The sequence below is a fragment of the Agromyces sp. NPDC004153 genome, assembly GCF_053603635.1.
In genome coordinates, this window is record NZ_JBSGFY010000001.1 from 1,361,792 (window position 1) to 1,388,639 (window position 26,848).

24 protein-coding genes and 1 pseudogene are annotated in these 26,848 nt (G+C 71.7%); 13 read left to right on the forward strand and 12 right to left on the reverse strand.

Annotated elements, in window-relative coordinates:
* Positions 1-4 precede the first annotated feature (4 nt).
* Together ACWEOH_RS06330 and ACWEOH_RS06335 are read left to right on the forward strand one after the other, a co-directional pair.
* A complete protein-coding gene (locus ACWEOH_RS06330) occupies positions 5-709 on the forward strand; it encodes a glutamine amidotransferase-related protein (protein WP_452029246.1) in 705 nt (234 codons plus the stop codon).
* 34 nt (positions 710-743) lie between these two features.
* The gene (locus ACWEOH_RS06335; RefSeq protein WP_452029248.1) at positions 744-2,102 is read left to right on the forward strand and encodes a DUF1214 domain-containing protein; all 1,359 of its coding nucleotides are present in this window, start codon (positions 744-746) and stop codon (positions 2,100-2,102) included.
* Between the two features lie 37 nt (positions 2,103-2,139).
* On the opposite strand, the gene tadA is transcribed toward ACWEOH_RS06335, so the two are convergent.
* Entirely contained in the window at positions 2,140-2,586 is a 447-nt protein-coding gene (tadA, locus tag ACWEOH_RS06340) for a tRNA adenosine(34) deaminase TadA (RefSeq protein WP_452031870.1), read from the reverse strand.
* Positions 2,587-2,657: 71 nt separating this feature from the next.
* Between tadA and upp the strand changes: the two genes are divergently transcribed.
* Both upp and ACWEOH_RS06350 read left to right on the forward strand, forming a co-directional pair.
* Positions 2,658-3,293, forward strand: coding sequence for a uracil phosphoribosyltransferase (upp, locus tag ACWEOH_RS06345; protein WP_452029250.1), 636 nt, complete (start codon positions 2,658-2,660; stop codon positions 3,291-3,293).
* Positions 3,294-3,829: 536 nt separating this feature from the next.
* Complete coding sequence (locus tag ACWEOH_RS06350; protein ID WP_452029252.1) at positions 3,830-4,606, forward strand: winged helix-turn-helix domain-containing protein; 777 nt, start codon at positions 3,830-3,832, stop codon at positions 4,604-4,606.
* Here the strand turns inward: ACWEOH_RS06350 and ACWEOH_RS06355 are convergent.
* Positions 4,573-6,123, reverse strand: coding sequence for a serine hydrolase domain-containing protein (locus ACWEOH_RS06355; RefSeq protein WP_452029253.1), 1,551 nt, complete (start codon positions 6,121-6,123; stop codon positions 4,573-4,575). The two genes, ACWEOH_RS06350 and ACWEOH_RS06355, sit on opposite strands and share 34 nt — an antisense overlap.
* A 227-nt stretch (positions 6,124-6,350) precedes the next feature.
* Here ACWEOH_RS06355 and ACWEOH_RS06360 point away from each other — a divergent pair, with 227 nt between their 5' ends.
* Both ACWEOH_RS06360 and ACWEOH_RS06365 read left to right on the forward strand, forming a co-directional pair.
* Complete coding sequence (locus ACWEOH_RS06360; RefSeq protein WP_452029255.1) at positions 6,351-8,156, forward strand: phospholipase D-like domain-containing protein; 1,806 nt, start codon at positions 6,351-6,353, stop codon at positions 8,154-8,156.
* Between the two features lie 327 nt (positions 8,157-8,483).
* Positions 8,484-8,963, forward strand: coding sequence for a MarR family winged helix-turn-helix transcriptional regulator (locus tag ACWEOH_RS06365; RefSeq protein ID WP_452029256.1), 480 nt, complete (start codon positions 8,484-8,486; stop codon positions 8,961-8,963).
* A gap of 3 nt (positions 8,964-8,966) precedes the next feature.
* On the opposite strand, the gene ACWEOH_RS06370 is transcribed toward ACWEOH_RS06365, so the two are convergent.
* Complete coding sequence (locus ACWEOH_RS06370; RefSeq protein WP_452029258.1) at positions 8,967-9,881, reverse strand: lytic transglycosylase domain-containing protein; 915 nt, start codon at positions 9,879-9,881, stop codon at positions 8,967-8,969.
* A gap of 123 nt (positions 9,882-10,004) precedes the next feature.
* Positions 10,005-11,081, reverse strand: coding sequence for a C45 family autoproteolytic acyltransferase/hydolase (locus tag ACWEOH_RS06375; protein WP_452029259.1), 1,077 nt, complete (start codon positions 11,079-11,081; stop codon positions 10,005-10,007).
* Between the two features lie 120 nt (positions 11,082-11,201).
* Here ACWEOH_RS06375 and ACWEOH_RS06380 point away from each other — a divergent pair, with 120 nt between their 5' ends.
* Complete coding sequence (locus ACWEOH_RS06380; RefSeq protein WP_452029261.1) at positions 11,202-12,221, forward strand: LacI family DNA-binding transcriptional regulator; 1,020 nt, start codon at positions 11,202-11,204, stop codon at positions 12,219-12,221.
* A gap of 5 nt (positions 12,222-12,226) precedes the next feature.
* Here ACWEOH_RS06380 and ACWEOH_RS06385 read toward each other — a convergent pair whose 3' ends face one another.
* Positions 12,227-12,601: a hypothetical protein gene (locus ACWEOH_RS06385; RefSeq protein ID WP_452029263.1), complete on the reverse strand. Its 375-nt coding sequence runs from the start codon at positions 12,599-12,601 to the stop codon at positions 12,227-12,229.
* Positions 12,602-12,738: 137 nt separating this feature from the next.
* Here ACWEOH_RS06385 and tal point away from each other — a divergent pair, with 137 nt between their 5' ends.
* Positions 12,739-13,851 carry a transaldolase gene (tal, locus tag ACWEOH_RS06390; protein WP_452029265.1) on the forward strand — a complete coding sequence of 371 codons (1,113 nt, stop codon included), beginning with the start codon at positions 12,739-12,741 and terminating at the stop codon, positions 13,849-13,851.
* A 40-nt stretch (positions 13,852-13,891) separates the two neighbouring features.
* Here tal and ACWEOH_RS06395 read toward each other — a convergent pair whose 3' ends face one another.
* Both ACWEOH_RS06395 and ACWEOH_RS06400 read right to left on the reverse strand, forming a co-directional pair.
* Positions 13,892-15,550, reverse strand: a complete 1,659-nt coding sequence (locus ACWEOH_RS06395) for a SulP family inorganic anion transporter (protein ID WP_452029267.1) — start codon at positions 15,548-15,550, stop codon at positions 13,892-13,894.
* Entirely contained in the window at positions 15,547-15,933 is a 387-nt protein-coding gene (locus tag ACWEOH_RS06400) for an ArsR/SmtB family transcription factor (protein ID WP_452029269.1), read from the reverse strand. The genes ACWEOH_RS06395 and ACWEOH_RS06400 overlap by 4 nt, the downstream gene beginning before the upstream one ends.
* 237 nt (positions 15,934-16,170) lie before the next feature.
* On the opposite strand from ACWEOH_RS06400, the gene ACWEOH_RS06405 reads away from it, so the two are divergent.
* On the forward strand, positions 16,171-17,367 hold the full coding sequence (locus tag ACWEOH_RS06405; protein ID WP_452029271.1) for an epoxide hydrolase family protein: 1,197 nt from the start codon (positions 16,171-16,173) through the stop codon (positions 17,365-17,367).
* The gene (locus tag ACWEOH_RS06410; RefSeq protein WP_452029273.1) at positions 17,367-18,311 is read left to right on the forward strand and encodes an NADP-dependent oxidoreductase; all 945 of its coding nucleotides are present in this window, start codon (positions 17,367-17,369) and stop codon (positions 18,309-18,311) included. Before ACWEOH_RS06405 ends, ACWEOH_RS06410 begins: the two co-directional genes overlap by 1 nt.
* A 68-nt stretch (positions 18,312-18,379) precedes the next feature.
* On the opposite strand, the gene ACWEOH_RS06415 is transcribed toward ACWEOH_RS06410, so the two are convergent.
* The 3 genes and pseudogenes from ACWEOH_RS06415 to ACWEOH_RS06425 all read right to left on the reverse strand — a co-directional run bounded on the left by ACWEOH_RS06415 (position 18,380) and on the right by ACWEOH_RS06425 (position 22,192).
* On the reverse strand, positions 18,380-20,179 hold the full coding sequence (locus ACWEOH_RS06415) for a helix-turn-helix transcriptional regulator (protein ID WP_452031872.1): 1,800 nt from the start codon (positions 20,177-20,179) through the stop codon (positions 18,380-18,382).
* 549 nt (positions 20,180-20,728) lie between these two features.
* Positions 20,729-21,211 (reverse strand): annotated as a pseudogene (locus tag ACWEOH_RS06420) (AAA family ATPase); the annotation flags it as partial.
* Between the two features lie 51 nt (positions 21,212-21,262).
* Complete coding sequence (locus tag ACWEOH_RS06425) at positions 21,263-22,192, reverse strand: EamA family transporter (RefSeq protein ID WP_452029275.1); 930 nt, start codon at positions 22,190-22,192, stop codon at positions 21,263-21,265.
* An 83-nt stretch (positions 22,193-22,275) separates the two neighbouring features.
* On the opposite strand from ACWEOH_RS06425, the gene ACWEOH_RS06430 reads away from it, so the two are divergent.
* The gene (locus ACWEOH_RS06430; RefSeq protein ID WP_452029277.1) at positions 22,276-22,878 is read left to right on the forward strand and encodes a DnaJ family domain-containing protein; all 603 of its coding nucleotides are present in this window, start codon (positions 22,276-22,278) and stop codon (positions 22,876-22,878) included.
* 26 nt (positions 22,879-22,904) lie between these two features.
* Here ACWEOH_RS06430 and ACWEOH_RS06435 read toward each other — a convergent pair whose 3' ends face one another.
* Positions 22,905-23,516 (reverse strand): ankyrin repeat domain-containing protein, encoded by a 612-nt coding sequence (locus ACWEOH_RS06435; protein ID WP_452029279.1) that lies wholly within the window; start codon positions 23,514-23,516, stop codon positions 22,905-22,907.
* Between the two features lie 119 nt (positions 23,517-23,635).
* A complete protein-coding gene (locus ACWEOH_RS06440) occupies positions 23,636-24,610 on the reverse strand; it encodes an SMP-30/gluconolactonase/LRE family protein (protein ID WP_452029281.1) in 975 nt (324 codons plus the stop codon).
* 149 nt (positions 24,611-24,759) lie between these two features.
* Between ACWEOH_RS06440 and ACWEOH_RS06445 the strand changes: the two genes are divergently transcribed.
* Positions 24,760-25,953 carry a sensor histidine kinase gene (locus ACWEOH_RS06445; RefSeq protein WP_452029283.1) on the forward strand — a complete coding sequence of 398 codons (1,194 nt, stop codon included), beginning with the start codon at positions 24,760-24,762 and terminating at the stop codon, positions 25,951-25,953.
* Complete coding sequence (locus tag ACWEOH_RS06450) at positions 25,950-26,579, forward strand: response regulator (protein ID WP_452029285.1); 630 nt, start codon at positions 25,950-25,952, stop codon at positions 26,577-26,579. The genes ACWEOH_RS06445 and ACWEOH_RS06450 overlap by 4 nt, the downstream gene beginning before the upstream one ends.
* Positions 26,580-26,848: the final 269 nt, after the last annotated feature.

Below are 26,848 nucleotides of genomic sequence, written 5' to 3' on the forward strand. Positions count from 1 at the left end.
CCTCGTGCTCCGGCACGACTCCGCGATCGGGCTCGGCAACCTCGGGCCCACGCTCGAGGCGCACGGCTACCGGATCGTGACCGTCGACGCGCCCCACGAGGACGTCACGGCGCTCGACGCGCTCGCGCCCGACCTCGTCGTGGTGCTCGGCGGCGACGAGGGCGCCTACGAGACCGACCGCTACCCCTACCTCGCCGACGAGATCGAGCTGCTGCGCCGCCGCATCGACGCCGAGGCGCCGATCTTCGGCGTCTGCCTCGGCGCCCAGATGCTCGCGAAGACGCTCGGCGCCGACGTGCGCAAGGGCCCGCGCAAGGAGGTCGGCTGGCTGACGGTCGAGCCGACCGAGGCGGGCGCCGCGTCGCCCGTCCGGCACTTCGCCGGCGTGCCGACCGTGCAGTGGCACGGCGACACGTTCGACCTGCCCGAGGGCGTCGAGCGGCTCGCCACGTCTGGACAGTACGAGAACCAGGCGTTCGCCAAGGGCGACTGGCTGCTCGCGGTGCAGTTCCATCCCGAGATCACCGACGAGATCCACGAGGACTGGCTCGCGGCGTGGGGCGACGAGCTGCCCGAGTACGGGCTCAGCCGCGAGCAACTGCGCGCGGAGCGCGCCGTGAACGGGCCGCGAGCCGAGGCGGCATCCGCTGCCCTGCTCTCGGAGTACCTCGACGGCCTCGAGGCCCGCCGCGGAGCGCGGGTCGCCTAGGGGGATCGTGTCGTCGGCTGGCAGGGTGGTGCCCATGGCCTCCGAGCGCTTCCGCCTGACCGACGACTACGTCCGCACCCTGACCGCCACCGCCTACCTCTGGTCGTGGCCGCTCATCAACCTGCACAACCGCCAGACGGTGATGCAGCAGCTGCCCGAGCCCGGGCTGCTCAAGGGGATCGTCCCCGCGGCACCCCTCGGGCGGCTCGGCATGCTGCACGACTACATCGAGCCGCAGGAGCGGCTCGTCGCCTGCCCGAACCAGGACGTGGCCTACGGCTTCGGCATGGTCGCCGCGAGCGTCGGCCCCTCGGTGATCCAGGTACCCGACTTCGACGACCGATTCTGGGTCTACCAGGCCGTCGACCAGCGCACCGACTCGTTCGTCCAGCTGGGGGCGATGTACGGCACGGAGCCGGGACACTACCTGCTCGCGCCTGCGGAGTGGGACGGCGACGTGCCCGACGGCATCTCCGCGGTGTTCCGCTTCGACACGGCGGTCGGCGTGGTGATCCCACGCGTGTTCATGGACGACACCGCCGAGGACCGGGAGGCCATCCTCCCGCTTCTCGCCCGGATCGGCATGTACCCGCTCGCCGAGTTCGACGGCACCATGAAGGAGGTCGACTGGACCGCCGTCCCGTCGTTCGGCGCCGACGACGCGGCGGGCGCCGGCGAGGCCGAGACCCGGTGGGTCTTCCCCGAGGCCTTCCCCGAGGCGCTCGCCGCCGTGCTCGACGAGGTGCCCGCGCGGGCAGGCGAGGAGGCGCTCTACGACTGGTTCCGCACGCTCGCGGATGCCGCGGCATCCGACCCGCACGTGCACGACGTCGTCGTCGACGCGGCGGTGCAGGCCGACGCCGGCCTCGTGCAGGAGCTCTTCGAGTTCCGGAACATCGGGCTCCCCTCGACCGACCACTGGTCGACGCAGCGCAACGGCGCGCAGTCGGGCACCGACTACCTCTCGCGCACGGCCATGGCCAAGGCGAACATCTTCGTGAACCTGCCGAACGAGACGTGCTACTACTACCAGGACCTCGACCACGCGGGTGATCGCCTCGACGGCGCCCGCCGCTACCGTGTGACGTTCCCGGCCGGCGGCCTGCCGCCCGTGCGCGGCTTCTGGAGCCTGACGCTCTACAACGAGCACCACTTCTTCCACCCGAACGACCTGCACCGGTTCTCGCTGGGCACGAAGAACCAGGGGCTCCACTTCGCCGACGACGGCTCGCTCACGCTGACCGCCGGCGGACCGGCGCCGACCGATCCCGATGAGCTCGCGAACTGGCTGCCCGCCCCGGCGGGCCCGTTCTCCCTGTACCTGCGGGCCTACTGGCCGGATGCCGCGATCCTCGACCAAGGGTGGACGCCGCCGGCGGTGGTCGCCGAGTAGACCGCGTTCGCGGCGGCTCGTGCGACGGCCCGGTCGCCTAGCCCCGCTCGGGCCGGCGCAGCGGGTCCTCGAAGAACTCGAGCAACAGCCGAGCGGATGCCTCGGGGTCGACGCCCGGGTACACCTCGACGCGGTGGTTGAGCCGCCGGTCGCGCACGATGTCGTAGAGCGAGCCGGCCGCGCCGGCCTTCTCGTCCCACGCCCCGAACACGAGCGTGCCGACGCGTGCGCTCACGATCGCACCGGCGCACATCACGCACGGCTCGAGCGTGACGACGAGCGTGCAGTCGGTGAGCCGCCAGTCGCCGATCGCCTCCGCCGCGTCGCGCAGGGCGAGGATCTCGGCGTGCGCGGTCGGGTCGTTGGTCAGCTCGCGCTCGTTGCGGCGGGCCGCGATCACGACGCCGTCGCGCACCACGATCGCGCCGACCGGGACGTCGCGCGTCGCGGGCGCCTGCTCAGCCTCGGCGAGGGCCAGTCGCATCCACTCGCGGTGGATCGGCACGTCCACGAGCCCCTCCCTCCGCGAGAACCCCCGCAACTAGACTCGAGCCTATGCGAGTCCACGTTGCCGACCACCCGCTCATCACCCACAAGCTGACGGTGCTCCGCGACGTGAACACGCCGTCACCGGTCTTCCGCTCGCTCGTCGAAGAGATCATGACGCTGCTCGCCTACGAGGGCACCCGCGGGGTCCGCGTCGAACCGGTCGACATCGTGACGCCCGTGGCACCCACCACGGGCGTTCGCATCGCCGAGCCCAAGCCGCTCATCGTGCCGATCCTCCGCGCGGGTCTCGGCATGCTCGAGGGCATGGTGAAGCTCCTGCCGAGCGCCGAGGTCGGCTTCCTCGGCATGGCCCGCAACGAGGAGACGCTCGAGCCGACCACCTACGCCGAGCGCCTGCCCGACGACCTCTCCGACCGCCAGTGCTTCGTGCTCGACCCGATGCTCGCCACCGGCGGCTCGCTCACGGCCGCGATCGAGTTCCTCCTGAAGCGCGGGGCGACGGATGTCACTGCGATCTGCATCCTCGCGGCGCCCGAGGGCCTGAAGGCCGTCGAGGACGCGCTGCACGGTCGCGAGGTGACCGTCGTGCTCGGCGCCGTCGACGAACGACTCAACGAACACGGCTACATCGTGCCCGGCCTCGGCGACGCCGGCGACCGGCTGTACGGCACGGTCGAGTAGTCCGCGGCGCGTCATCCGCTCGCGCTGCCCGTACACTCCTCGACCCTTCACTGGCTTCGCCGCAGGATCTTCGCGCCCTCACACGCTGGCGCGGATGCGACTGCGGAAGATTTTTCTGAACGCCCTCTTTTCGCAGATCCTTGCGGCCGTGTCATCCGCTCCCCCGATCCTCCCGGATGCCGCACCGCAGCGTGCACCGTCTGCGCCGTCACACCCCGTCATACCGGCGTCATGAATTGACACACGCTCGCGTATCCGTTTCACTGGCACCCATGACTGACACCGCACGCAACCTGACCGCCCGCGAGGTGACCAGGACTGCCGACATGATGATGTCGGCGCGTGCGCCCATGTGTTGTCGAATGTGCCGCTGACCGCGACCCGACCGCCGAGTTCCCGTCTCCGATCGACATCCTGATCGGCTCGGACTCCACCGAACCCGCTCTTCAGGGTTCCCCGGCCGAACGGCCTTTCGCATCGACCCCGCCACCGTCTTGGGGTCCATTCGCTGCACCGACTCCACAAGGACCAACGTCATGTCTCTCGCACTCGCTCCCGTCCGCTCCACCGCCGTCCGCACCGCTCCGTCGCTGCCGGCCGTGCCCGCTCGTCCCGTCTCGATCGCGCCGCGCCCGGCCGAGGTCGCGGCGCCGCCCGCACCCACGGCACCGGCCGCTGCCGCTGCGCCGCGCGTCCGCGCCGTGCCCGAGGGCACCGAGGCCCGCGGCTTCGTGCTCTACGTCGGCATCGACGAGGCCAAGGCCCTCGCCGACGGCACCACCCTCCACCGCATCGTCGAGGCGCTCCGAGCCCTCACCGCCGATGTCGCTCCGTCGGCCGAGACCTATGCCGCCGTCGCGCTCGCCCCCGAGGGCGCCGGCGGTCGCGACGTCGAGGTCGTGCGCCTCGCGCTGCAGGACCCGGCCGCCCTCGCCAAGCAGCGCGAGAGCCAGGGCATCCGCGACGACGCCGACCGCCACCCCAACGGCGTGATCATCGACATCTCGCGCAAGCGCGTCCTCCTCGACGGCGAGCCCGCCGGGCTCACCTACAAGGAGTTCGAGCTCCTGCAGTACCTCGTGCTCCGCGAGGGCCGCACGATCGACCGCCACGAGCTCATCGACAGCCTGTGGGACGCCGACGACGAGGCCCCGAGCGAGCGCACGATCGACGTGCACGTCCGTCGCCTGCGCTCGAAGCTCGCCCACTACCAGGACATCGTGCGCACCGTGCGCGGCGTCGGCTACCGGTTCGACCGCCACGCCGACGTCTCGATCCGTCAGGCCTCGACGCCGTCGCCCGACCTGTACTGATCGGGCGACGAGCCCGGCTCGCGCCGGCGTGACGCGGCGACGACCTGGGCGACGAGCAGCGGCACGACGCATGCCGTGAGCAGGAGGCTCAGGCCGATCGACACGGCAAGGTCGGGTGCGCCCGACCACCACCACGTGTCGATGAGCGACGCCCGGGTGCTGGCCGGGACCACGACGAACGCGATCCACAGCGTCAGTGCGACGAGCACGGCGGTGACGGCGACCGGCAGCCAGCGCGCGATGCGGGATGCCGGGGGTCGACGGAGCACCAGTACAACCCACGCGATCGCCGCGGCCAGCAGCAGCGGCATCCCGATCATGATCGCCGGCGCCGCAGCGATGAGCGGGTCGGTGCTCACGGGCGCGGCTCGGGTGCCGACGATCTCGTGCAGCAGTGCGTTCGTGAATCCGGCGAACCGTCCCTGATCGCTGCCCAGCCCGGTGTTGGTGAGCACCACGACCCCGAACCCGAGGTCGGGCGCGATCGCGATGTAGGACATCGCCCGCAGCGCGTCGCCGCCGTGCTCCCAGATCCGCGGGAGGTCGGGATCCTCCCATCCGGCGTCGAATTCGGTCAGCTCCCAGAACGCGCGTTGGTACCATCCGCTCGCGTAGCCTGCGTAGCGGTCGATCTCGGTCAGCGGGCGACGAGCGGCCTCGAGCACGTCGGGGTCGATGCCCGTCGACGTGCCGAGATGCGCCTCGACGAGGCGGGTCAGGTCGTGCGCGTTCGACGTGAGGTAGCCGCTCGGCGCCGCGGCGGCGGTCACTGGGGTCGGCGTGGTCACGTTGAGCAGGCGGAACCAGGTGTACTCGCCGATGGCGAGGCCGTCGGCCGCGGCCCGATCGAGGTCGCTCGTGGTCGCCTCCAGTCCGAGGGGGTCGACGACGAGTTCCTGCATCGCGGACTCGTAGGTTTCGCCCGTCGCGGCCTCGATGATCGCGCCGAGCAGCGTGTAGTTCGCGTTCGTGTACTCGAACCGCGTCCCCGGCTCCACTTCCGGTTGCTCGCGCAGCAGGCGGCGGGCGTCCTCCTCGATGGAACCCGCCTGCGGCCACAGGCTGAAGAAGTCGAGGCCCGCGCGCATCGTCAGGCCCGACGTGTGCTCGAGGAGCTGCTCGACCGTCACGGACGCCAGCGCGCTCGCGTCGCCGCCGAGCTCGAACAGGAGCGATCCGATCGTGTCGTCGGGGCCGAGGCGATCCTGCGCGACGAGCTGCTGCACGGCGAGCGCGGTGAACTGCTTCGACGTGGAGCCGAGCACGAACGGAGTGTCGAGCGTCACCGGGCGTCCGTCGGGCGCCGCCTCGCCGTACGTCCCCTCGAACAGGACCTCGTCCTCCGCCAGGACGACGACGGCGAGGCCGGCCAGCCGCAGCTCGTCGGCCTTCGCCCGGAGGAAACCTTCGAGCTCCGATGCCGTCGCCCACTCGGGGTCGTACGCGGCATCCGCCCATGCCGGCATCGCGCCCGCCTCGACCGGGCCCGGCGCCGCGGCAGCGGCCCCCGAGCTCACGCCGACTCCGACCCCGACCCCGACGGCGACGCCGGCGCACGCCAGCACGGCAGCGGCGACGAGCCGATCGGTCCCCCGTCCGATTCGCGGTGCTCTGCCCCCGCTCGAGCGCACGCATCCAGTATCGACGCCGAGAGCGCGCGGGAGTAGCCTCCGTCCGGGGGGACCGCTCGCGTGCGGGTCCGCGGGGTGCGGGTCGTCGGATCCCCCGAGGGGGGTGCGTCGGGATGCGCTTCAGGTCACCGGTGGCGGGCGGCATCCGCGTCTTCGCCGTCGCGGGCACGAACACGATCTCGTTCGGCATCGAGGCGGATGCCGCGGCGCGGACCGGGCTGCTCGGGTTCGCGGTCGAGCGCATCGACCCGACCGAGAACCAGCGCTACTTCATGAGCGGCTTCAAGGTGTTCCCGAGCGTCATCCCGGCACCCGACGCGTCGATCACGGTGTCGACGTTCGAGCATCCGATCCAGAGCCTCGTGTGGGACGACTTCACCGCGAAGCCCGGCCGGCCCTACAAATATCGCTTCCATCCGCTCGCCGGCGCCCCGAAGAACCTCGATCGCACGCGCCCGGTCGTCGAGCTCGACGTCGAGACCGAGCCGCTCCACGGCGGCACGCACGACGTCTTCTTCAACCGGGGCGTCGCCTCGAGTCAGCGGTACGCCCTGAAGTTCGGCAACCTCCCGCCCGACCGGCAGCCGTCCGAGCGCAGGCGCAAGGAGGCGCTCGCGTGGCTCAGCCGTGATCTCGACGAGGCGATGCTGCGCTTCATTCGAGCTGCACGGCCGGGCCAGGCGATCCGCGGATGCTTCTACGAGTTCACCTACGCCCCGGTGCTCGCCGAGCTGAAGCACGCGATCGACCAGGGCGTCGACGTGAAGCTCGTCGTCGACCTCAAGGTCAACGAGCACACCACGAACGAGAAGCAGCCCGACGGCACCACGAAGGCCGTGTTCCACGCGAGCGACCCGCGCCTGCGGAACCTCCAGGCGATCATCGATGCGGGCCTCCCCGACTCGGCGATCGTCCGCCGCGAGGCACGGCGCTCCTCGATCGCCCACAACAAGTTCATGGTGCTGCTCAACGCCGCCGGGAACCCCACGCAGGTGTGGACCGGTTCGACCAACCTCACCGACGGCGGCGTACACGGCCAGGCGAACGTCGGCCACTGGATCCGCGACCGGGCGGCGGCCGCAGCGTACCTGGACTACTGGCACCTGCTCGAGCAGGATCCCGGCGGACGTGTCGGCGACTCGAGGTCCACCGTGCGCACGCGGAACGCCGCGTTCTATGCGGACGTCGCTGGGCTCTCCCCGGTGCCCGCTGCGTCGGCGATCCCGCTTGGCATCACCCCGGTGTTCAGCCCCCGCTCGGGTCTCGCACCCCTCGACCTCTACGTGGAGCTCGCCGCGACGGCGTCGTCGCTGGCGTGCATGACCTTCGCCTTCACCGTGCCGGCACCGTTCAAGGACGCCCTCGTGAAGAACACGCCGGCCGGCCCGGTCTGCTTCCTCCTGCTCGAGAAGGAGGACCGCCCGAATGCGCAGTCCACCAAGCCCTTCATCCGCCTGAACGCGCGCAACAACGTGTACCAGGCCTCGGGCTCGGAGATCTCGACGCCGCTGGGCCAGTGGGTCGTGGAGACCGACAACCGCAAGCTCGGCCTCAACTCGCACGTCGCATTCATGCACTGCAAGTTCCTGCTGCACGACCCGCTCGGGCCCGACCCGATCGTGGTCACCGGGTCGGCGAACTTCAGCGAGGCGTCGACGACCGGTAACGACGAGAACATGGTGATCATCCGCGGCGATCGGCGCGTCGCCGACATCTACTTCACCGAGTTCAACCGGCTCTTCAACCACTACTACTTCCGTGCAGTCGTCGACCGCACGCGTCCCGGCACCGCTGCCGCGGCCTCCCCCACGACGGCCGGATCGCTCGCCCTCGCGGAGGACGATGGCTGGCTGGAGAAGTACGCGCCCGGCACGCTGCGCACGAAGCGAGTCGACCAGTACGTCCGAATGGCCCTCTGACCGGGCCCTCGTTGCGGGCCTATCGAACGGTGCGTCGACGCCGTCGGGGCGTGGGCGGATCCCTCCCCCACCCGGGGGACGAAATCTCGAAAAATCACGGAACGATAACTAGCGCCCGTTATCGATCCGTTATATATTTCTAGAGCACCGACTGTTTGCTGTGGCGGTCGGTGCGGAATGTGATTGCAGGACACTCTTGGTGCAAGGGAGAGGGTCGGTCGTCAGCCTCTACGACCGGCCCTCACCCGTTTCCGGGCACCGGTTCCCTATCCTTGGATCAGTCGGGTCGACAGGCACGACCGTCGAAGACGTCGAGGGGAGCCGAGGGTGGCGGAACGCGGGATCACGGTCGCCGCATGGGAGTCGCTCTTCCGAGCCCAGGTCACGATCATGCGGGCCCTGGCGGCGGAGTTCCCGAGCGAGGTCATCTCGCTCAACGAGTACGACGTGCTCTTCAACATCACGCGGGCGCCCGGGCGCCGGCTGCGGCTGAAGGACCTCAACCGCTCGGTGCTCATCACGCAGCCGAGCGTGAGCCGGCTCGTCGACCGCCTCACGGCACGCGGGCTCGTGACGAAGGAGCACGACCCCGAGGACGGCCGCGGCACCATCGTGTCGATCACGGAGGAAGGCTTCGCGCTCTTCCGTCGCGTCGCCTTCACGCACGTGGACGCGATCACGAAGCACGTCGGCAACTCGCTCGACGAGGACGAGCTGCGCACGCTCACCGAGCTCTGCGACCGCCTGCGGCTCGGCGTGAGCGAGGAGCAGCGGGCGCAGCGGTCCGACGAGTCGCCCGGGGCGTGAGCCTCAGCCCCCGATGACGGATGCCGCCGCGTACTCGTTCGCGATGGACGCGACCTTGTCGACGTACGAGTCGAGGTGGTTGTACGAGAACACGGCCGCGCGCCAGCCCTCGACGCTCGTCATCGGCCCCGACGCGCACAGGTAGCGGGCCGTCGCCTGCGCCGCGTCGTCGATCTGGTTCGGGTCGGCGAGACCGTCGGCGTTGCCGTCGTTCGCCCAGCGCGCCCACGTCGACGGGATGAACTGCATGGGTCCGACGGCGCGGTCCCACACGGTGTCGCCGTCGAACTCGCCGCCGTCGGTGTCGGCGATGGCGGCCACGCCGTTGCCGTCGAGCGGCACGCCGACGATGCGCTTCGTGGGATAGCCGTCGTCGCCGAGCGTCGCGCCGCCGTAGCGGCCGTGGTTCGACTCGATCGAGCCGATGGCCGCGACCGTGGTCCAGTCGAGACCGCACTCGGGCTGCTCGGCGGCCACCGCGAGGTGCGCAGCGACGTACGCGTTCATCGCCCGCCCGGGGATGCCGGTCGCCGCGGCGACCTGCGCGATCCACTCCGGATCGACCCAGGTCATCAGGGACCCGCCGGAGCTCGAGAGCGCCGCCGGGGCCTCGGCTCCCTCGACGGGCGCGACGGGCTGCTTCGTCGTCGCCGGCGAGTCGATCGGGCCGGTCAGGAGCGGCCGGGCGATCTTCTGCCCGCTGTCGAGCTGCGAATCGAACCCGCCGGGCTTGGCCCCGAGCCCCGCGACGTTCACGGCGTAGACGGCACCGACGGCCAGGGCGGCGATGCCCGCGACCACGCCCGACCAGCCGAGCACGCTCCGCGTGCCGCGCCACATCCGCGCACCCCGGGCCTCCCCCGTCGCTCGAGGGCGTCGATCCTCGTCGTCCTCGTCGGAGAACGGGTCCCAGCTCATCGTGGTGCTCCATTCGGGCCGCTCGTCAGGCGCTCGCCCGCCGGTCCCCCGCGTCCCTGCCGTCGCGGCGTGAAGCCGCTCAATCCAGAGTACCCAGCGTGGTGGGAACCGTCACTACCGCGATCAGAACCGATCGAATCCGTGCACCGCGACCTCGTCGGGCGTGCCCGGGTGCAGCTCGAGCGCGAAGCCGGGCAGGTCGAGCGCGATCGTGAGCAGCGTGCCCCACTGCTCGTGCACCGGCCTCGCGGCATCCGGTCGCACGCAGATCGGCGCCGAGCCGCCGTCGGGGCCGCAGAACGCCGCGGCGCGCTCGGCGGCCGGGAGTCCTGACATCGCGCCGCCGACCGCCGAGGCGTGCGCGTAGCGGGCACGGGTGGTCGAGTCGTCGGCGCTGGTGTCGCCCTCGGCGAGCGCGGGGTCGAGGAAGTGGTTGGTGTGCACGAGCCGGCCGTCGGCTGCTGGCGGCACGACCGCCATGCCGGCCGGCGAGAGCTCCAGGCTGGCCGCTTCGGCGATTCCGTCGTGGAACGCGGCCACGGTCAGCACGGTCGACGCGCTGACTCGAGCGGATGCCGCGATGCGGCGAGCCTCGTCGAGAATCGTCGCCTCCTCGAGGATGCGTCGCGCGATCGCGTGTACTGGGACCCCGCCCGCGTCGCTGTCGGAGCGGTGCGACAGGATGTTGAAGTGCACGCCGAGACCGGCGTCGTTGACGCCGATCTTCGCCGCCGTGCCGAACTCCGTGAACAGCTTCACTCCACGACCCGAGGCGGCCGTCAGCCGGTGCAGCAGGCCGTCGGGCGCGAGGTGGTCGTGCCAGTCCCAGGTCTGTATGGTCTCGGGCGCGCCTCCGTCGGCGGGCACGCGGACCGCGGTCGAGCACTCCCCCTCGCCGGCGGAGGGCGCGACGGCGAGCACCTCGGTGCGCGCGGCCACCGCGAAGGCGCGCCAGGGTTCGATGCCCGCGGCGGAGGCCGTGGCATCCGATTCGACGACGAGCGCCGGATGCCACGCGTCAAGGGAGGCGCGGCTGCGCTCGACGATGTCGCGGACCCGGTCGGCGGGGATGCCGAGCGCGTCGAAGTGCGCGAGGTAGCGATCGGCGCCCTGGCGGACGAACCCGCTGTAGGCCCGGCCGATCGCATCTCCGCGCTCGGCCGGGTCGGTCGTCTCGGTGGTCAGGTGGTGCAGCCGCATCGCGTGTTCCGGTCTCCCTCGCTCGCGCCCTCGTGGTGGTCCATCGTCGGGCGCCTACAGGCTAGGAGCGTAAAACGTTTTATACAATCGGCCTCGGCGGAACGAGGTCGGGAGGCCCTGATGGCACGAGCGGGCGGCGTGACCATCCGCGACGTCGCGAAGCGTGCGGGCGTCTCGATCGCAGCGGTCTCGATGGCACTGAACGGCACCGGAACCCTGAGCGTGGCGACGCGCACGCGCGTGCGCGAGGTCGCCGACGAGATGGAGTACCAGGCCGACGCGCTCGCCCGCGGACTGCGGCGCTCCTCGGTCGGTGCGATCGGGCTCGTGATCCGCTCACTCGACCTGCTGGGCGACTACGCGCCCGCGGGCGTCGACGTGTTCGCCCGGTTCATCGGCGACCTCTCGTCGCAGGCGATGGCGCGCGGTCTCAGCGTCATGCTGGTGCCCGACCTCACCCGGCGGCCCTCTCCTCCGCTGGCCCTCGGCCTCGACGGCTACGTCGTCGACCTGCCGACCGTCGACGACCCCGTCGTGCGCCTGCTCGAGCGGCGCGGCATCCCCTACGTGACGCTCGGACGCGATCCCGACCGTCCGACCTTCACCGACTGGGCGTCGGAGGACGGCCCGACGATCACCCGACGGGTGCTCGACCACCTCGCCGCCCGCGGTGCGCAGCGCATCGCGCTCGTGCGCGGGACGGTGCCGAACGCGTGGAACCTCGACGCCGAGGCCGCCTACCGCGGCTGGTGCGCCTCGCGCGGAGCGGCACCGATCGTGCGCGAGGTCGCCGAGGGCGACGGCGCGGCCGGCGGCCGGTCGATGGCCCACCGGCTGGCGGACGAGGGAGCGCCCGACGCGATGCTCTGCCTCACGGGCCGCCACGCGGCCGGGATGCTCGCGGGGCTCGCCGAGCGCGGCATCCGCGTGCCCCACGACGCCATGATCGCGACCGCGTCCGACTCGGAGCACGCCCGCCACAGCCGGCCCGCGATCTCAGCGGTGGAACTCGACACCGCCGCCACGTCGGCGGCGCTGCTCGACCTGCTGCAGGCGCGCATCGACGGGCGACCGAGCGCCGGCCCGGTGCTCACCGGAGCACGGTTCCATCCGCGCGGCTCGAGTCGACGACGCGACTGAGCCGGTCAGCGAAGGCGCCGACGCGCCGTCGAGAGTCGGGCCACCGCGGCGGCCGCCCAGCCCACCGCCGAGACGAGCGGGACGGCGAGCGCGATCATCGCGACCGGGTTCGGGTGGAACTTCAGCCCGTTCGGACCGCCGATGTAGGCGCCCACCGGGATCGCGTAGCCGCCGCCTCCGCCGCCGCTGCCCTCGCCGCGACCAGGCGGGAACTCGCCCTGTCCCTCGGACTCCCCCGAGCCCTCACCGCCGCCGAACCCGAAGACCACGAGCGCGGCGGGCACGAAGTCCTGCCCGTTCAGTGTGGTCTTCTCGCCGTACGCCATCTTCGCGCCCCATGTCGGCAGCGATTCCGCCAGTCCCTCGAGTACCTTCGCCATGGCTCGACGCTACGCGGGTCTGCTCCGCACGGCTACCGGCGATCGGGCACGCGCGTGCCCGGTGATCGAAGGCGATCCCTCGACGGATGCCGCGGCATCCGCTCGACGCCCGCCGGAAACGGGCGGAGACTACTGGCATGAGCACCGACACCCCGACCGCCGCCCTGTCGCAGGCCGGCGTCAGCATCTGGCTCGACGACCTCTCCCGCAAGCGCATCACCACGGGCGAGCTCGAGCGGCTCATCGCCGAGCGCGACGTGGTGGGCGTCACCACGAACCCGACGATCTTCGCGAACGCCTTCGCCGACGGCGAGTCGTACACGGCGGCCCTGCACGAACTGGCCGCACAGGGCACCGACGTCGAGCATGCGATCTTCGAGATCACCACCCACGACGTGCGGGATGCCGCCGACCACCTCCGCGAGGTCTACGACCGCACCGACGGCTACGACGGACGCGTGTCGATCGAGGTCCAGCCCGGTCTCGCCCATGACACCGAGGGCACCGTGGCCGAGGCGCACGCGCTCTGGGACGAGGTCGCCCGCCCCAACGCCATGGTCAAGATCCCGGCGACCGTCGAAGGGCTGGACGCGATCACCGCGGCGATCGGTGCCGGGATCAGCATCAACGTGACGCTGATCTTCAGCCTGGACCGGTACCGGCAGGTCATCGACGCCTACCTCGCCGGGCTGGAGCAGGCGAACGCCGCGGGCATCGACCTGTCGACGATCCACTCGGTCGCATCGTTCTTCGTGTCCCGGGTGGACACCGAGATCGACAAGCGGCTCACCGCGATCGGCACCGACGAGGCGCTCGCGCTGAAGAGCAAGGCCGGCGTCGCAAATGCCCGGCTCGCCTACCAGCTCTACCAGGAAGCGTTCGCGACCGACCGGGCTGCCGCGCTCCTGGGCGCAGGAGGGAAGCGGCAGCGTCCGCTGTGGGCGTCGACCGGGGTGAAGGACCCGGCGCTGCCCGACACGCTCTACGTGACCGAGCTGGTCGCCCCGGGCGTCGTGAACACGATGCCCGAGAAGACCCTCGAGGCGACCTTCAAGCACGGCGAGATCCGCGGCGACACCGTCACCGGATCGTACGTCGAGGCCCGCGCCGTGCTCGACGCGCTCGCTGCGGTGGGCGTGGACTACGACGAGGTCACGGCCGTGCTCGAGCGCGAAGGCGTGGAGAAGTTCGCCGTCTCCTGGAACGAGCTGCTCGACACCGTCCGCACTGCACTGGAGGCGGCCCGATGAGCCTCCGACGTCCGGGCTGACGCGACGAGGCCGCCCGCCCTCACGTCGCGGCGGCCGCCCGGCGGGTGTGGCTGCGCGCGTGCTCGACCGCCGCCGGGAGGTCGTCGAAGAGGTGGTTGCGGTGTCGCAGCGAGTCGATGACGCCCACACGTCGCGCGAGCTCGAGGTGACGCGGTTGCACGCCCTTCACGAGCACGGTGACGCCCCGGCGCTCGAGCGCGCGGATCAGCTCGGTGATCACCTGCGCACCGGTCGCGTCGAGCAGCTGGAGCTGCGACATCCGGATGATGACGACGTCGACGTCGCGCAGCGTCGCGACCCGTTCGAGCATGCGCTCGGCCGCGCCGAAGAAGAGCGCGCCGTCGAGCCGGAACAGGGCGATGCGGTCGTCGGCCGGTTCGGCCGGCCCCGGAAGCTCCTCCCGGTGCACCCCGCTCGAGCGCGCGACCGCGCGCAGGGCGAGGAACGCGGCGACCACGATGCCGACGAGCACGGCGGTGATGAGGTCGACGCTGACCGTGATGATCGCGGTCGCGACGAACACGGCGGCATCCGCCCGCGACGACCTCACGACGGTTCGGACCGTCGCGAACGAGATCATGCGCGTCGCGGTGACCATGAGCACGCCGGCGAGCGCCGCGAGCGGGATGGAGGCGACGACGACCGCGCCGACCGCGACGATCCCGGCGAGCAGCAGGGCGTGCACGATCGCCGCGACGCGCGTGCGCCCGCCGGTGCGGACGTTGACCGCCGTCCGTGCGATCGCGCCCGTCGCCGGCATGCCGCCGAAGAGCGCCGAGACGATCGACGCGAGCCCCTGGCCCACGAGTTCGCGATCCGCGTCGTACGGCCCGGTGTCGGCCATGGTCGCCGCGACCCGCGCCGACAGCAGCGACTCGATCGCCGCGAGGGCGGCGACGGTGGCGGCGGGCAGGAGCAGCCCGGTGAGCCCCGCCGGGTCGACGACGGGAAGCGCCGGCGCGGGCAGCCCGCTCGGCAGCGCACCGATCGTTGCGACGGGCACGCCAGCGAGCACCGTGACCGCGGTCACGACGACGATCGCCAGGATCGAGCCCGGGACGAGGGGGTGGATGCGCGGGGCGACGAGCATGATCACGGCGACCACCGCGACGACGGCGAGCGACCACGCGGCATCCGGCCACGAGGCCTGCAGCACCGCCTGGATCGCGCCGACCACGGCGTTCGCACCCTCGGTCGCGGGCACGCCGAGGGCCGACGGCACCTGCTGCAGGAAGATGATGACGGCGATGCCGAGCGTGAAGCCCTCGATGACCGGCCACGGGATGAACGTGACCGCCCGGCCGAGCCGCAGCGCACCGGCGACGAGCACCATGGCGCCGGCGAGCAGTCCGACGATGGCGAGCGCGCCCGGCCCGTGCGTCGCGATGATGGGGGCGAGCACGACGACCATCGCGCCCGTCGGCCCCGACACCTGCACGTTCGACCCGCCGAACACCGCCGCGACGACGCCCGCCACGATCGCGGTGACGAGTCCGCTCTCGGCGCCCGCGCCCGAGCTGACGCCGAACGCGAGGGCGAGCGGCAGTGCGACGATGCCCACGGTGACGCCCGCGATGAGGTCGCCCTTCCAGGTTCGCCGCAGGTCGCGGTAGTCCCCGGCAGCGGGCAGCAGCGATCGGATGCCGCTCGCGACGCGCCGCACGGTCGTGCCGGTCATGCGCGGGCGACCGCCTGCGACCGCTCCGGCAGCTCCGGAAGCTCCGCCTGCGCGACGAGCTGCCGCTCGGTCGTCTGGAGGATCTCGCCGAGCAGGACGCGCGCCACTCGGAGCAGGTCGGCGACCTGCGGATACGCCAGCCGGTAGAGCACCTGGTTGCCCCGTCGCTCCGCGGTCACGAGGCGATGCGTGCGGAGCACCGCGAGGTGCTGCGACAGGTGCGACGCCTCGAGGCCGGTCGCCTCGAGGAGCTCGCCGACCGGCGTCTCCTCGCCGTTCGCCGCGACGAGCACCTCGAGCACGCGCACGCGCAGCGGGTGCGCGAGGCCCTTGAACAGGTTGGCCTTCACCTCGTACAGCGGGCGGCTGGCATCCGTGAACACGGCGACTCCTCATGGATTGATGAATCCATCAAACCATGAATCAGATACGTCGCCGAATCGGGGCCGCGCTGGACGACCCGGAGTGAACACGACCCACTGGCCCCACCCGGGTCCGAGCGATCCCCCGGGTCGTCACCCCCGTGCCTCCGACCAGTGACTTCGACGGGCGCGACGAGCGGGGCCCCACGGGCAGGCTCGGAGCAGTCACTGACCGAACCCGGTCACCGAAAGGAAATCATGAGCACCATCATCGACACCCCCACCAGCATCCGGCCGTTCACGGTCGAGTTCTCGCAGGAACAGATCGACGACGCGCGCCGGCGGATCGCGGCGACGCGATTCCCGAGCCGGGAGCTCGTCCAGGACCGCTCGCAGGGGGTGCAGCTCGCCACGCTGCAGGCGCTTGCGCGGTACTGGTCGGACGAGTACGACTGGCGCAGGGTCGAACGACGGTTGAACGCGCTGCCGCAGTTCACGACCGAGATCGACGGCGTCGAGATCCACTTCATCCACGTGAGGTCGCCGCATGAGAATGCGATGCCCCTGATCATGACGCACGGCTGGCCGGGCTCGGTCATCGAGCTGCTGGACACCATCGGCCCGTTGACCGACCCCACCGCGCACGGCGGTTCCGCCGAGGACGCTTTCGACGTCGTGCTTCCGTCCCTGCCCGGCTACGGCTTCTCCAGCGCACCGACCGAGCTCGGCTGGGAGAACGGCCCGATCGCCAGCGCCTGGGGAAAGCTGATGGAGCGGCTCGGCTACACGCGCTACGTCGCCCAGGGCGGCGACGTCGGCGCCGCGGTCACCGACGCGATGGGCCGCCAGGGCCCCGACGGGCTGGTCGGCATCCACATGAACCTGCTCGCCCTCGCGATCGGCGTCAAGGACATCCTCCCGGCCGAGTCGGAGCGGGAGCGTGCTGCGCACGCCGCCCTCGAGACGTTCACCACGGACGGCTTCGGCTACTTCCTCGAGCAGTCCACCAGGCCGCAGACCATCGGCTACTCGCTGCTCGACTCGCCGATCGGGCTCGCCGCATGGATGCTCGACCACGACACCGACAGCTACCTCAAGATCACCCGCGCGTTCGTCGACGGCGACCCCGTCGGCAACCTCACCCGGGACCAGATCCTCGACAACATCACGCTGTACTGGCTGACGGGCACCGGTGCGTCGGCCGCCCGCTGGTACTGGGAGTTCGGCCGGTTCCTGGCCGCGACCCACGGCCACACGCCGCCGCCGGTGCAGGTCCCGGTCGCGTTCACGACGTTCCAGGGCGAGCTCTTCCCGTCTCCGCGCACCTGGGTCGAGACCGTCTACCCGACGACCGCGTACTTCAACGAGGTCGACCGCGGCGGCCACTTCGCAGCCTGGGAGGAGCCCCAGCTCTTCACGGCCGAGGTGCGGGCCGGATTCAGGTCGCTGCGCTGATGTTCGCACTTCGCGCCTACGCCCGGAGCGACGCCGCCCGACTCGTTCACGAGGAGGCGCCGTCGCCCGGGCTCGGCGCGCACGACGTCCTGGTCCGGGTGCACGCCAGCGGCGTCAGCCCGGGCGAGCTGGACTGGCCCGGTGCGTGGCTCGACCATGACGGCACGCCTCGGGTTCCGCCGATCGTGCCGGGCCATGAAATCTCCGGCGTCGTCGAGGCGATCGGCCCCGACGCGACGGGCTTCGTCGTCGGGGACGAGGTCTTCGGCTACACCGACGTCCGACGTGACGGCGGGGACGCGGAGCTCGTCGCCGTCCGCGCCGACGGCGGCGAGATCGCACCCAAACCCGCCTCGCTGACCCACGTCGAGGCATCGGCGGTCCCGCTTTCCGCCCTGACGGCGTGGCAGGCGCTCTTCGAGCGCGGGGAACTGCAACCCGGTCAGCGCGTGCTCGTCCACGGCGGGGCCGGGGGCGTCGGGACGTTCGCCGTGCAATTCGCCCGCTGGCGGGGCGCTCGCGTCATCGCGACGAGTTCCGAGCGTGATCGTGCGTTCGTGAGCCGGCTCGGAGCCGACGAGGTGATCGACTACCGCGGCACGCGATTCGAGGACGTGGTGCCCGACGTGGATCTCGTCCTGGACACGGTCGGAGGTGACACGTGGTCGCGTTCATGGGACGTGATCCGCCCCGGCGGGCGCCTCGTCTCGATCGCCGTCCCGCGTCCACCCGAGCGCGACGATGGCGACGGTCGACTGGCGATCTGGTTCGTCGTCCGGCCCGATGTCGGACAGCTGGTCGAGATCGGCCGACTGCTCGACGCCGGCCTCGTCCGGTCGATCGTCTCGGACGTCCTGCCGCTCGCCAGGGGTGCCGAGGCCTACGGGCCCGCCGCACGGCGGAGCGGGCCCGGCAAGGCGGTGCTGTCCGTGGCCGACGGATAGCAGCGACGGCGCCCGCGAACGTGCCGGCTGGGAGCCACGAGCTCCCGGCCGGCGCGCCTGCGCTGTCGCTAGCCGGCGACGGGCTCGTACTTCGGGAGCGAGCTTCGAAGCGCCCTGCGGGAGTTGATCTGGAGCTTGAGGAAGACCTTCTTGAGATGCCATTCGACCGTGCGGGGACTGAGGTAGAGCGTGGCGCCGATCTCGGCGTTCGTCCTCCCGTCCGCGGCCAATCGTGCGACGTGCGCTTCCTGGGGCGTGAGCTCCTCGTGCTCCGACTGCGTACGTTTGCGCACCGTCGCGCCCGTCGCGAGCAGCTCGTCCCGAGCGCGTTCCGCGAACCCCTCGGCGCCCAGCTCCGTGAACATCGAGTGCGCGGTCCGCAGCTGCTCGCGGGCGTCGACCCGCCGGCCCTCGCGTCGAAGCCATTCGCCGTACACGAGGTGCGTCCGCGCCAGCTCGGGGCGCAACCGGGTGGCGCTGAGGGACTGGATCGCCGACACGTAGTGCGGTTCGGCCTCGGGCCCATCGCTCAGCAGGGCGGTCGAGCGCTCCGAGATCCCGACCGCCCAATCGGTGCCACCCACGCTCGCGCTCGCCGTGAGACGCTCGAGCGATTCCGCGGCTCGGTGCGGCTGGCCGAGCCGCGCCGCCGCCTCGATGAGCTCTGCGGAGGCGAAGATCGAGACGAACCAGTCGGGCCATGCATCCCACGCTCGCTGCGCGGCATCCAACGCCTCGTCATATCGCCGCAGGCCGTTCAGCAGCAGGGAGCCGGTCCAGTGCGCCCACTGGAGCCCGAAGCCCGACCCGCTCTCGTCGGCCTTGCGCGCGGCCTCCTCGAGCAGGCTGAACGCCCCGGACTCACGACCACGGAAGGCTGCCAGGAGCATCCCCCCGAATGGAGGAACCCGGCTGCCGATCGCCTGGTTCACCGCATTCGCTTCGGCACAGAGCCGGAGGGCTGCTTCGAACTGGCCCGTCATGACCATCGTGATCGCGGCACCGTTCAGGCCGAACGCGAGGGGGGTCAGGGCGCCGGCGTCTCGCGCCCGCTGCAACTGGCGCATCGTGATCACGTTCCGGCTCTCGAAATCCCACATCTCCAGGGCAGCGGCCGACGCGATCACGCTCCACCGCATGCCCCGGTCCACCGGCAGGTCCTCGACGAGGAACTCTCCCAGCGCGCGACGGATGGCGGGTGCCGCCGCCTGACGACCGTCGGTCATCCGCACGGACATCGCGTGCAGGAGGAGGTCGGTACCGTGCTGATCGTCTCGGAAGAGTCGCCGGCTGAGCACGACGCGGGAGACCTCGCGCATGTCCGCACCGGCGCGGTCGCCCGCGAAGAGGGCCGCTCCCCATGCATCGAGATAGGCCTCGCGCGCCAGGACCGGATCGAGCGCCTCCAGCCGTTCCGCAGCGGCGAGCAGGAGGGCGGGCACCTCGTCGAGGGCTCCCGAGGCTGAGACGATCTGGGCATGTACCAGGTCGGCCCGAGCTCGGTGCAGCTCGTCGAACGCGAATTCGTCGGCCGTCTGGAGGACGTGCGACGCGGACTCGAACTCGCCGGCCAGCAGGCTGGCCCGGGCTGCCGCGAGGGCGCGGTCCGCCCGTGCGGTCGGGTCGCCCGTCAACTCGACGGAGCGCCTGAGGAACGCCGCCGCCGCGGAAAGTCCCCCTCGGGCGCGCGCTCGTCCTGCTGATCGCTCCAGCTCCAGGGCGACGGTCTCGTCCGGTCCGATCGTCGCCGCCGCGAGGTGCCACGCGCGTCGGTCGGGCTCGGTCGTCGGATCGATGGACTCGGCGAGCGCGAGGTGGACGGCGCGGCGGTCCCGCGGCGACGCCGCGCGGTAGATCGCGGAGCGCACGAGCGGATGCCGGAACCGCACGCCGCTGTCGACGGTGAGCAGGCCCTCTGCCTCGGTCGCTTCCGCGGCGGAGGCGTCGACGCCGAGCCGATCCGCGGCACGCCAGAGCAGGATCGGATCATCGGCCGGTTCGGCGGCGGCGAGGAGAAGCAGGAGCTGCGCCGCTCGGGAGAGCGCATCGAGGCGAGCGAGGAAGGCGTCTTCGATGCGCTCGGGAAGCTCGCGTTCGTCACCCACGACGAAGGCGCCGGTGAGTTGCGTCGAGCTCAGCCGCCGCGGCAACTCCAGCAACGCGAGCGGATTGCCACGGGTCTCCATCACCAGGCGATCGCGCACCCGCGAGTCGATCCGGCCAGGGATGACCGTGTGGAGGAGTGCGCGAGCGTCGTCCTCGGCGAGACCCTCCAACCACAGGTCCGGCAGGCCGTCGAGGTCGCGGTTGACAGCCGGCTCCCGGACGGCGAAGACCATGGCGATCGAGTCCGCGAGCAGCCGCCTGGCGACGAAGGCGAATGCCTGCCCGGAGGCGCTGTCGACCCATTGCGCATCATCGATGAGGCAGAGCATCGGCTGCTGCGCAGCCGATTCGGAGAGGAGGCTGAGTGCGGCGAGCGACACGAGGAACGGGTCGGGCGTCTCGCCCTCGATGAGCCCGAGCGCGACGCTCAGCGCTCCCGCCTGGGGTGGAGGAAGCGAGCCCACTCGATCGAGGATCGGCCGGCAGAGCTGATGCAGGGAAGCGAACGGCAACTGCATCTCCGACTGCACTCCGGCCGTGCGGCGAAGATGGAGGCCGGACGCATGTTCGGCGCAGTGGCGCAGGAGGCTCGTCTTGCCCACCCCGGCTTCGCCGCGGATCACCAGGACGCCGCCATGACCCCCTCGCGCCTGCGTCAGGAGCTCGTCCAGCACTTCGCGCTCGCGCGCACGATCCAGGAGGATCCTGTCGTCGTGCACGCCCATGGTGAGGCCTCCCTGCAACCGATCCGCTCGATCCTGCCCTGTGACGAGGGAATGCGATGCGCCGGACATCGCGTCGCATCGGCTGTCGGAGCACTGCCGATGCGGCACGGAGGCAGGGAATCACGGAGGCTCGGTTGGCTCGGAGTGTAATCCGGGGCATGATCGGCCGCAATCGGACCTCGCAGGCCGATCCCGATCGCGGTCCGGTCCGGTGAGCACCGCGCCGACGCTCGCCAGGACGACCAGCGCGATCGCCGCAAGGTCGAGCGGCGTCAGCGCCTGGCCGAGCATCACGAAGCCGGCCGCAGCAGCGGTGACCGGCACCAGCGCCATGAGCACGCCGAACGTCGATGCCGGAATCCTCCGCAGCGCGATCAGCTCGGCTGCATACGGCACGGCCGAGCTCAGGAGCGCGACCACGAGGGTGAGTCCCAGCAGGTCGAGCCGGAGCAGCGCCGGCCCTGCCGACAGCGCGCCGAAGGGCAGCGCCGTGATCGCTCCGATCCCCATGGCCAGCGCGAGCCCGTCCAGCCTCGCGAACCGGCGTCCGGTGCGCGCCGACGCCAGGATGTACAGCGCCCAGCACACGCCCGCGACCCCCGCGAACACGATGCCCAGCGGGTCGAGTCGATCGGGGTCGAAGCCGAATCCGCTCAGCATGAGCACCCCGCCGAATGCGAGCGTGGCCCAGACCCAGCTGAGGAGTCGGCGGTCGATGACGACGGCGAGGATGAGCGGGCCGAGCACCTCGATGGTCGCGGCCACCCCGAGGGGGATGCGCTCGATCGCGAAGTAGAAGGCGGTGTTCATCGCTGCGAGCACGAGTCCGAAGACCGCGACGGTGATCCAGTCCGCCCTGGTGCGGCCGCGGAGCGACGGGCGCGCGACCGCGAGCAGGATCACCGCCGAGAAGCCGAGCCGAAGCGCGACCGCGCCCATCGGCCCGAGAGCCGGGAAGACGAGGACCGCGACAGCGGCCCCGATCTCTGGCGTGACGAGCGCGACGAACACCAGCAGGGCGGCGGCGCCCCTGGACGGTGCGCTGAACATCCGGGCAACGCTACAGGATGCCCCCGAGATCGGAGGGCTCGTATCGTGGAAGACGGGTACTCCCACCGCGAGGGAGGTCGAGGATGAGCGAGGATCCGAAGCGCGCCGCGTCGCAGTACCGGCTCGATCGCCTCGCGCGTGAAGCGGCGATCGCTCGTGGCGAAGAGCCAGATGTTTCCGACGCGGCATCCGATCCGGCTCGACCGTCCACGCAGGCTGAGCGGGCGGCGTTCGTGGAGAACGCGATCCAGCAGGCGATCCGTCGCGGCGAGTTCGACAACCTCCCGGGCGCGGGGAAGCCCCTCGAGGGATTGACCGGGCAGTACGACCCCGACTGGTGGATCCGCCGCAAGATCGAGCGCGAGCAACTGAGCGGATTGGGTCCGCCCGCGCTCACCCTGCGAGTCGAGAACGCACAGCTCGAGGCCCGCCTGGATCGGATGCACCGCGAATCCGAGGTGCGCGAGGCCGTCGAGGACTTCAACCGACGCGTGATCGAGGCGCGCCGCCAGCTCCTGGGTGGGCCGCCCGTCGTAACCCCGACCCGGGATGCCGGCGACGAGGTTCGTGCATGGCGCGATCGCCGCGAAGCCCGACAGCGCCAGGCGACCGAGGAGCGAGCCCAGCTCGAGCAGGAGCACGAGCGGCGGACACCACGAACTCGGTGGTGGCGGCGGCGCGGCTGAGGATCCTGTGACGATGATGGGCGGCGTCAGCCGCCCAGGATTCGAGCGAGCTCGACGTACCCGCGCGATCGGGCGTGCTCGAGGGCGGTGACGCCGTCGTGGTCGCCGATCGAGGGGTCGGCGCCGGCGTCGAGGAGGATCCGCACGATCTCCTGGTGGCGGGCGCCGCCGTCGCCGAGGATCACCGCCTCGAGCAGCGCGGTCCAGCCGAGGTCGTTGACGTGGTTCACGTCGATGCCGGTCTCGACGACGCGACGCACGTACTCGACATGTCCACGCTCGCTCGCCGGAATGACGGAGACCCCGCCGAAGCGGTTGCGGATCGTGAGGTCGGGCTCCGCCGGGAGGAGCACCTCGAGCATCGGAACGCTGCCGGTGACGCCGGTCACGAGCCACGGGGTGTCGTGACGGTCGTCGAGCGCATCGGGGTCGGCCCCCGCGGAGACGAGCACCTTCGCCACCTCGACATGGTCCGCCGCGGCGGCGAGCAGCAGGGCGGTGCGCTGGTGGTCGTCGCGCGCCTCGATCGCGGCGCCCGCGCGCAGGGCCAGCGACACCCGTGCGGCATCGCCGGCTGCGGCCGCCGCGAGCAGGGCGCCGTCGGGGTCGGCGAGCGGAGGTGCGGAGGGTTCGGTCATGCGGGCATCCTCTCGTGCCGGGGCGGGTTCGTCCGCGATCGCGGGTGGCTCGGCGTTCGTCGCACAGCCGGAGAGGAGCAGCGCCGCCGCGAGTGCCGCGACGACGCCGCTCCGGATCGTCAGCGCCACGGCGACCCGACGACGTCGTACGGGCCGGTCGCGACGGGCTCGTCGAACTTGCTGTCGACGGCGAGCAGGCGGCCGTGCAGCATCTTCGCCGTGGTGTAGACGCGGTCGGGATCGCTCGCCACCTGCGAGCGGAGCGTCGCTGCCGAGCCGTCGGCGGTGAGGTGCAGGCTCGCCACCATCCTCGAGAAGTTGCGGATCACGGTGAGGTCGTTGCCCTCGCGCACGAGGCCGTCGGCGTTCACGAGGTCGGCGCCGCCCGTGGCGACCTCCGAGACCGCGCCGTCGGTGGTCGCGAAGCGCCACAGCCGTCCCGTGTTGCCCTGGGCGACGACGAACGCGCTGCGGTCGGCCGTGAGCACGATGCCACCGAGATTGAATCCCGCGAGCCGCTCGACCGTGCCCGTGGCATCCGCCCACAACTCGGCCGACCAGCCGCCCGGCCCCTCTGCGACGCGGAAGACCTGCGGGTCGTTGGAGTTCGTGAAGTACGCCGCGCCGTCGGGACCGATCGCGACGTCGTTGAGGAACGCATCGCCGGCGGGCACGCGCAGGGCTGCGAGCAGCTCGCCGTCGGGTGCGTACACCCACAGGTCGGGACGGCCGGGCTGCCCGATGCCGTTCGGGCCGCCGGCGATGTAGACGTTGCCGTCGCCGTCGACCGTGACGCCGCGCGCGGTGAAGCGGCCGTCGGTGCCGTCGCCGGCGAGCCACTCCTCGGCCGCGGGGTCCTGCACGCTCCCGCGGTGGATCTCGCCGCCCGTGACCTCGCTGACGTAGAACAGTCCCCGGCGCTCGTCCGCACCGATGCCCTCGAACTTCGACCCGCCCTCGTCGGCCGTGAGGGTGTACCGGTCGGGGCGGCCGTCGGCGGCGAACGCCGCGCCCGCGCCGGCGGTGAGTGCGGTCGCGGTGATGCCGGTGGTGAGGCTCGCCGCGGCGAGCAGGGTGGCGATGGTGCGTTGCATGATGCTCCTCGAGTCCGTTCACGCCGGTGATCGACGCGTCATCCCAGCGTGCGGCGCACGCGCGGTGCGGCACGTCGGGCGAACGGCTGCTTCTCGATAGCCGATCGGATGATGCCGGCGTGCATCGGGATTGCCTAGGCTGGCGGATCATGTCCGTCCCCGACCGCGCCGGCGTCCGCGGCATCCTCGCCCCGGTGGCCCGCCTCGACCGCTGGTTGTACGTCGTCTTCCTCGTGGTGCTCGCCACGTGCGTGCTGCGCTACCTCGAACGCCACGGGCTCGGCGCCGAGGGCGTTCTCGTGCTGGCGGGCGCGGTCCTGCTCGCGGCGACGTTCTCGCTCCGCCCGCTGCTGCCGGCCCGCGCACCGTGGCCGGCCCTGTGGGTGGTCGCCGTCACCGTGCTGTGGGCCCTGCTCACCCTCGCCGCGCCGTCGTTCGCCTGGTGCGCCGCGCCGCTGGCGTTCGCGGTGCTGCAGGTGCTCCCGTTCCGCGCCGCCGTCTGGGTGGTCGTGCTGATGACAGCCGTCGTCACCGCCGCCGAGCTGCGCCTCGCCGACGGGTTCGACCCCACCGTCATCGTCGGGCCGATCGGCATCGCCGTCGTGGCCGTCGTCGTCTATCGCGCGCTGCAGCGCGAGGCGTCGGCTCGGCAACGCCTGCTCGACGAGCTCACCGACGCCCAGGCCGACCTGCTCTCCGCGCAACATCGCGCCGGCGCGCTCGCCGAGCGCAATCGGATGTCGCGGGAGATCCACGACTCGATCGGGCAGCGCTTCGCCAGCATCACCCTCCTGCTCGCGGCGACCGAGCAGGACTGGGAGCGCCGGCCCGTGCTCGCCCACGATCACGTGCGCGTCGCCGCCACGACCGCTCGCGACGGCCTCGACGAGGTGCGCCGTGTGGTGCACGCCTTGCCGCCGGTGGAGCTCGCCGACGACACGGCCGATGCGCTGCCGATCGCACTGCGGCAGCTGATCGACGAGATCCGGCCGCCGCTCCAGGCGCGCCTGCACGTGCACGGCGAGCCCGCGCCGGTGCCGACGGATGTCGCGGGTGCGCTGCTCCGCTCCGCCCGCGGCGCGCTCGCCAACGTGGTCGAGCACTCCGGTGCGCGTCACGTGGCAGTGAGCCTCACGTTCCAGCCCGACGAGGTGCGCCTCGACGTGCGCGACGACGGGTCGGGGTTCAGGCCCGACGAGGTGCGCGCACCGGGCGACCGCGGCCGCGGGATCGCCGGCATCCGCGACCGTGCCGAAGGGCTCGGCGGCCGCGCCTCGGTGGAGAGCGCACCCGGTGAGGGCACGACGCTGTCGATCGCGCTGCCCCTGGACACGGTTCGATGACGGTCCGCGTCGTCCTCGTGGACGACCACCCCGTGGTGCGGGCCGGGCTCAGCGCGCTGATCGGCGGCACCGACGACCTCGAGGTCGTGGGTGAGGCGAGCGACCTCGCCGGTGCTCGCGCCGAGGTGTCGCAGCAGCATCCCGACGTCGTGCTCATGGACCTGAACCTCGGTGAAGGCGCGGGCGGCGCCGAGGTGACGGCCGAGCTCCGCGCGCTCGACCGACCGCCCCGGGTGCTGGTGCTCACCACCTACGACACCGAGGCCGACATCCTGCGAGCCCTCGACGCCGGAGCGAGCGGCTACCTGCTGAAGGATGCCCCCGCCGAGGAGTTGTTCGGCGGGATCCGCGCCACCGCTCGGGGTGAGACGGTGCTCGCGGCATCCGTCGCAGCCACGCTCGTGCGGCGCACCGCCTCACCCGAGCCGACCATCACGGAACGCGAGGTCGAGGTGCTGGAGCTGCTCGCCGGCGGACTCGGCAACAAGGAGATGGCCCGCGAACTGCTCGTGTCGGAGGCGACGGTCAAGTCGCACCTCTCGCACATCTACACGAAGCTCGGGGTCGACACCCGCGCAGGGGCGGTCGCGGCCGCGATCGAGCGGCGCATCATCCGGCGCAGCTGAGGGACGGCGGGGTGGAGACCCGTTTCGATGTGCCGTCAAATCGGTCGTCTTCGGCCACTTCCCCGAGATTCCGGGCGAGTCGGCTCATCTGTCCATGCGTTGATCTGAGTTGGATGCCTCATTAGCTGCGTTCACCCACACGCGTCCGGAGATGTCGAACGATCCGTTGGTGAGCCAACGCGGACGCCGATCACGCACTGGTCAGTCCACTTCTCTCTTGGGCGCGATGCGGGGTGCATCCGTTCCCGCACCTGCGGGGGAAGTACATG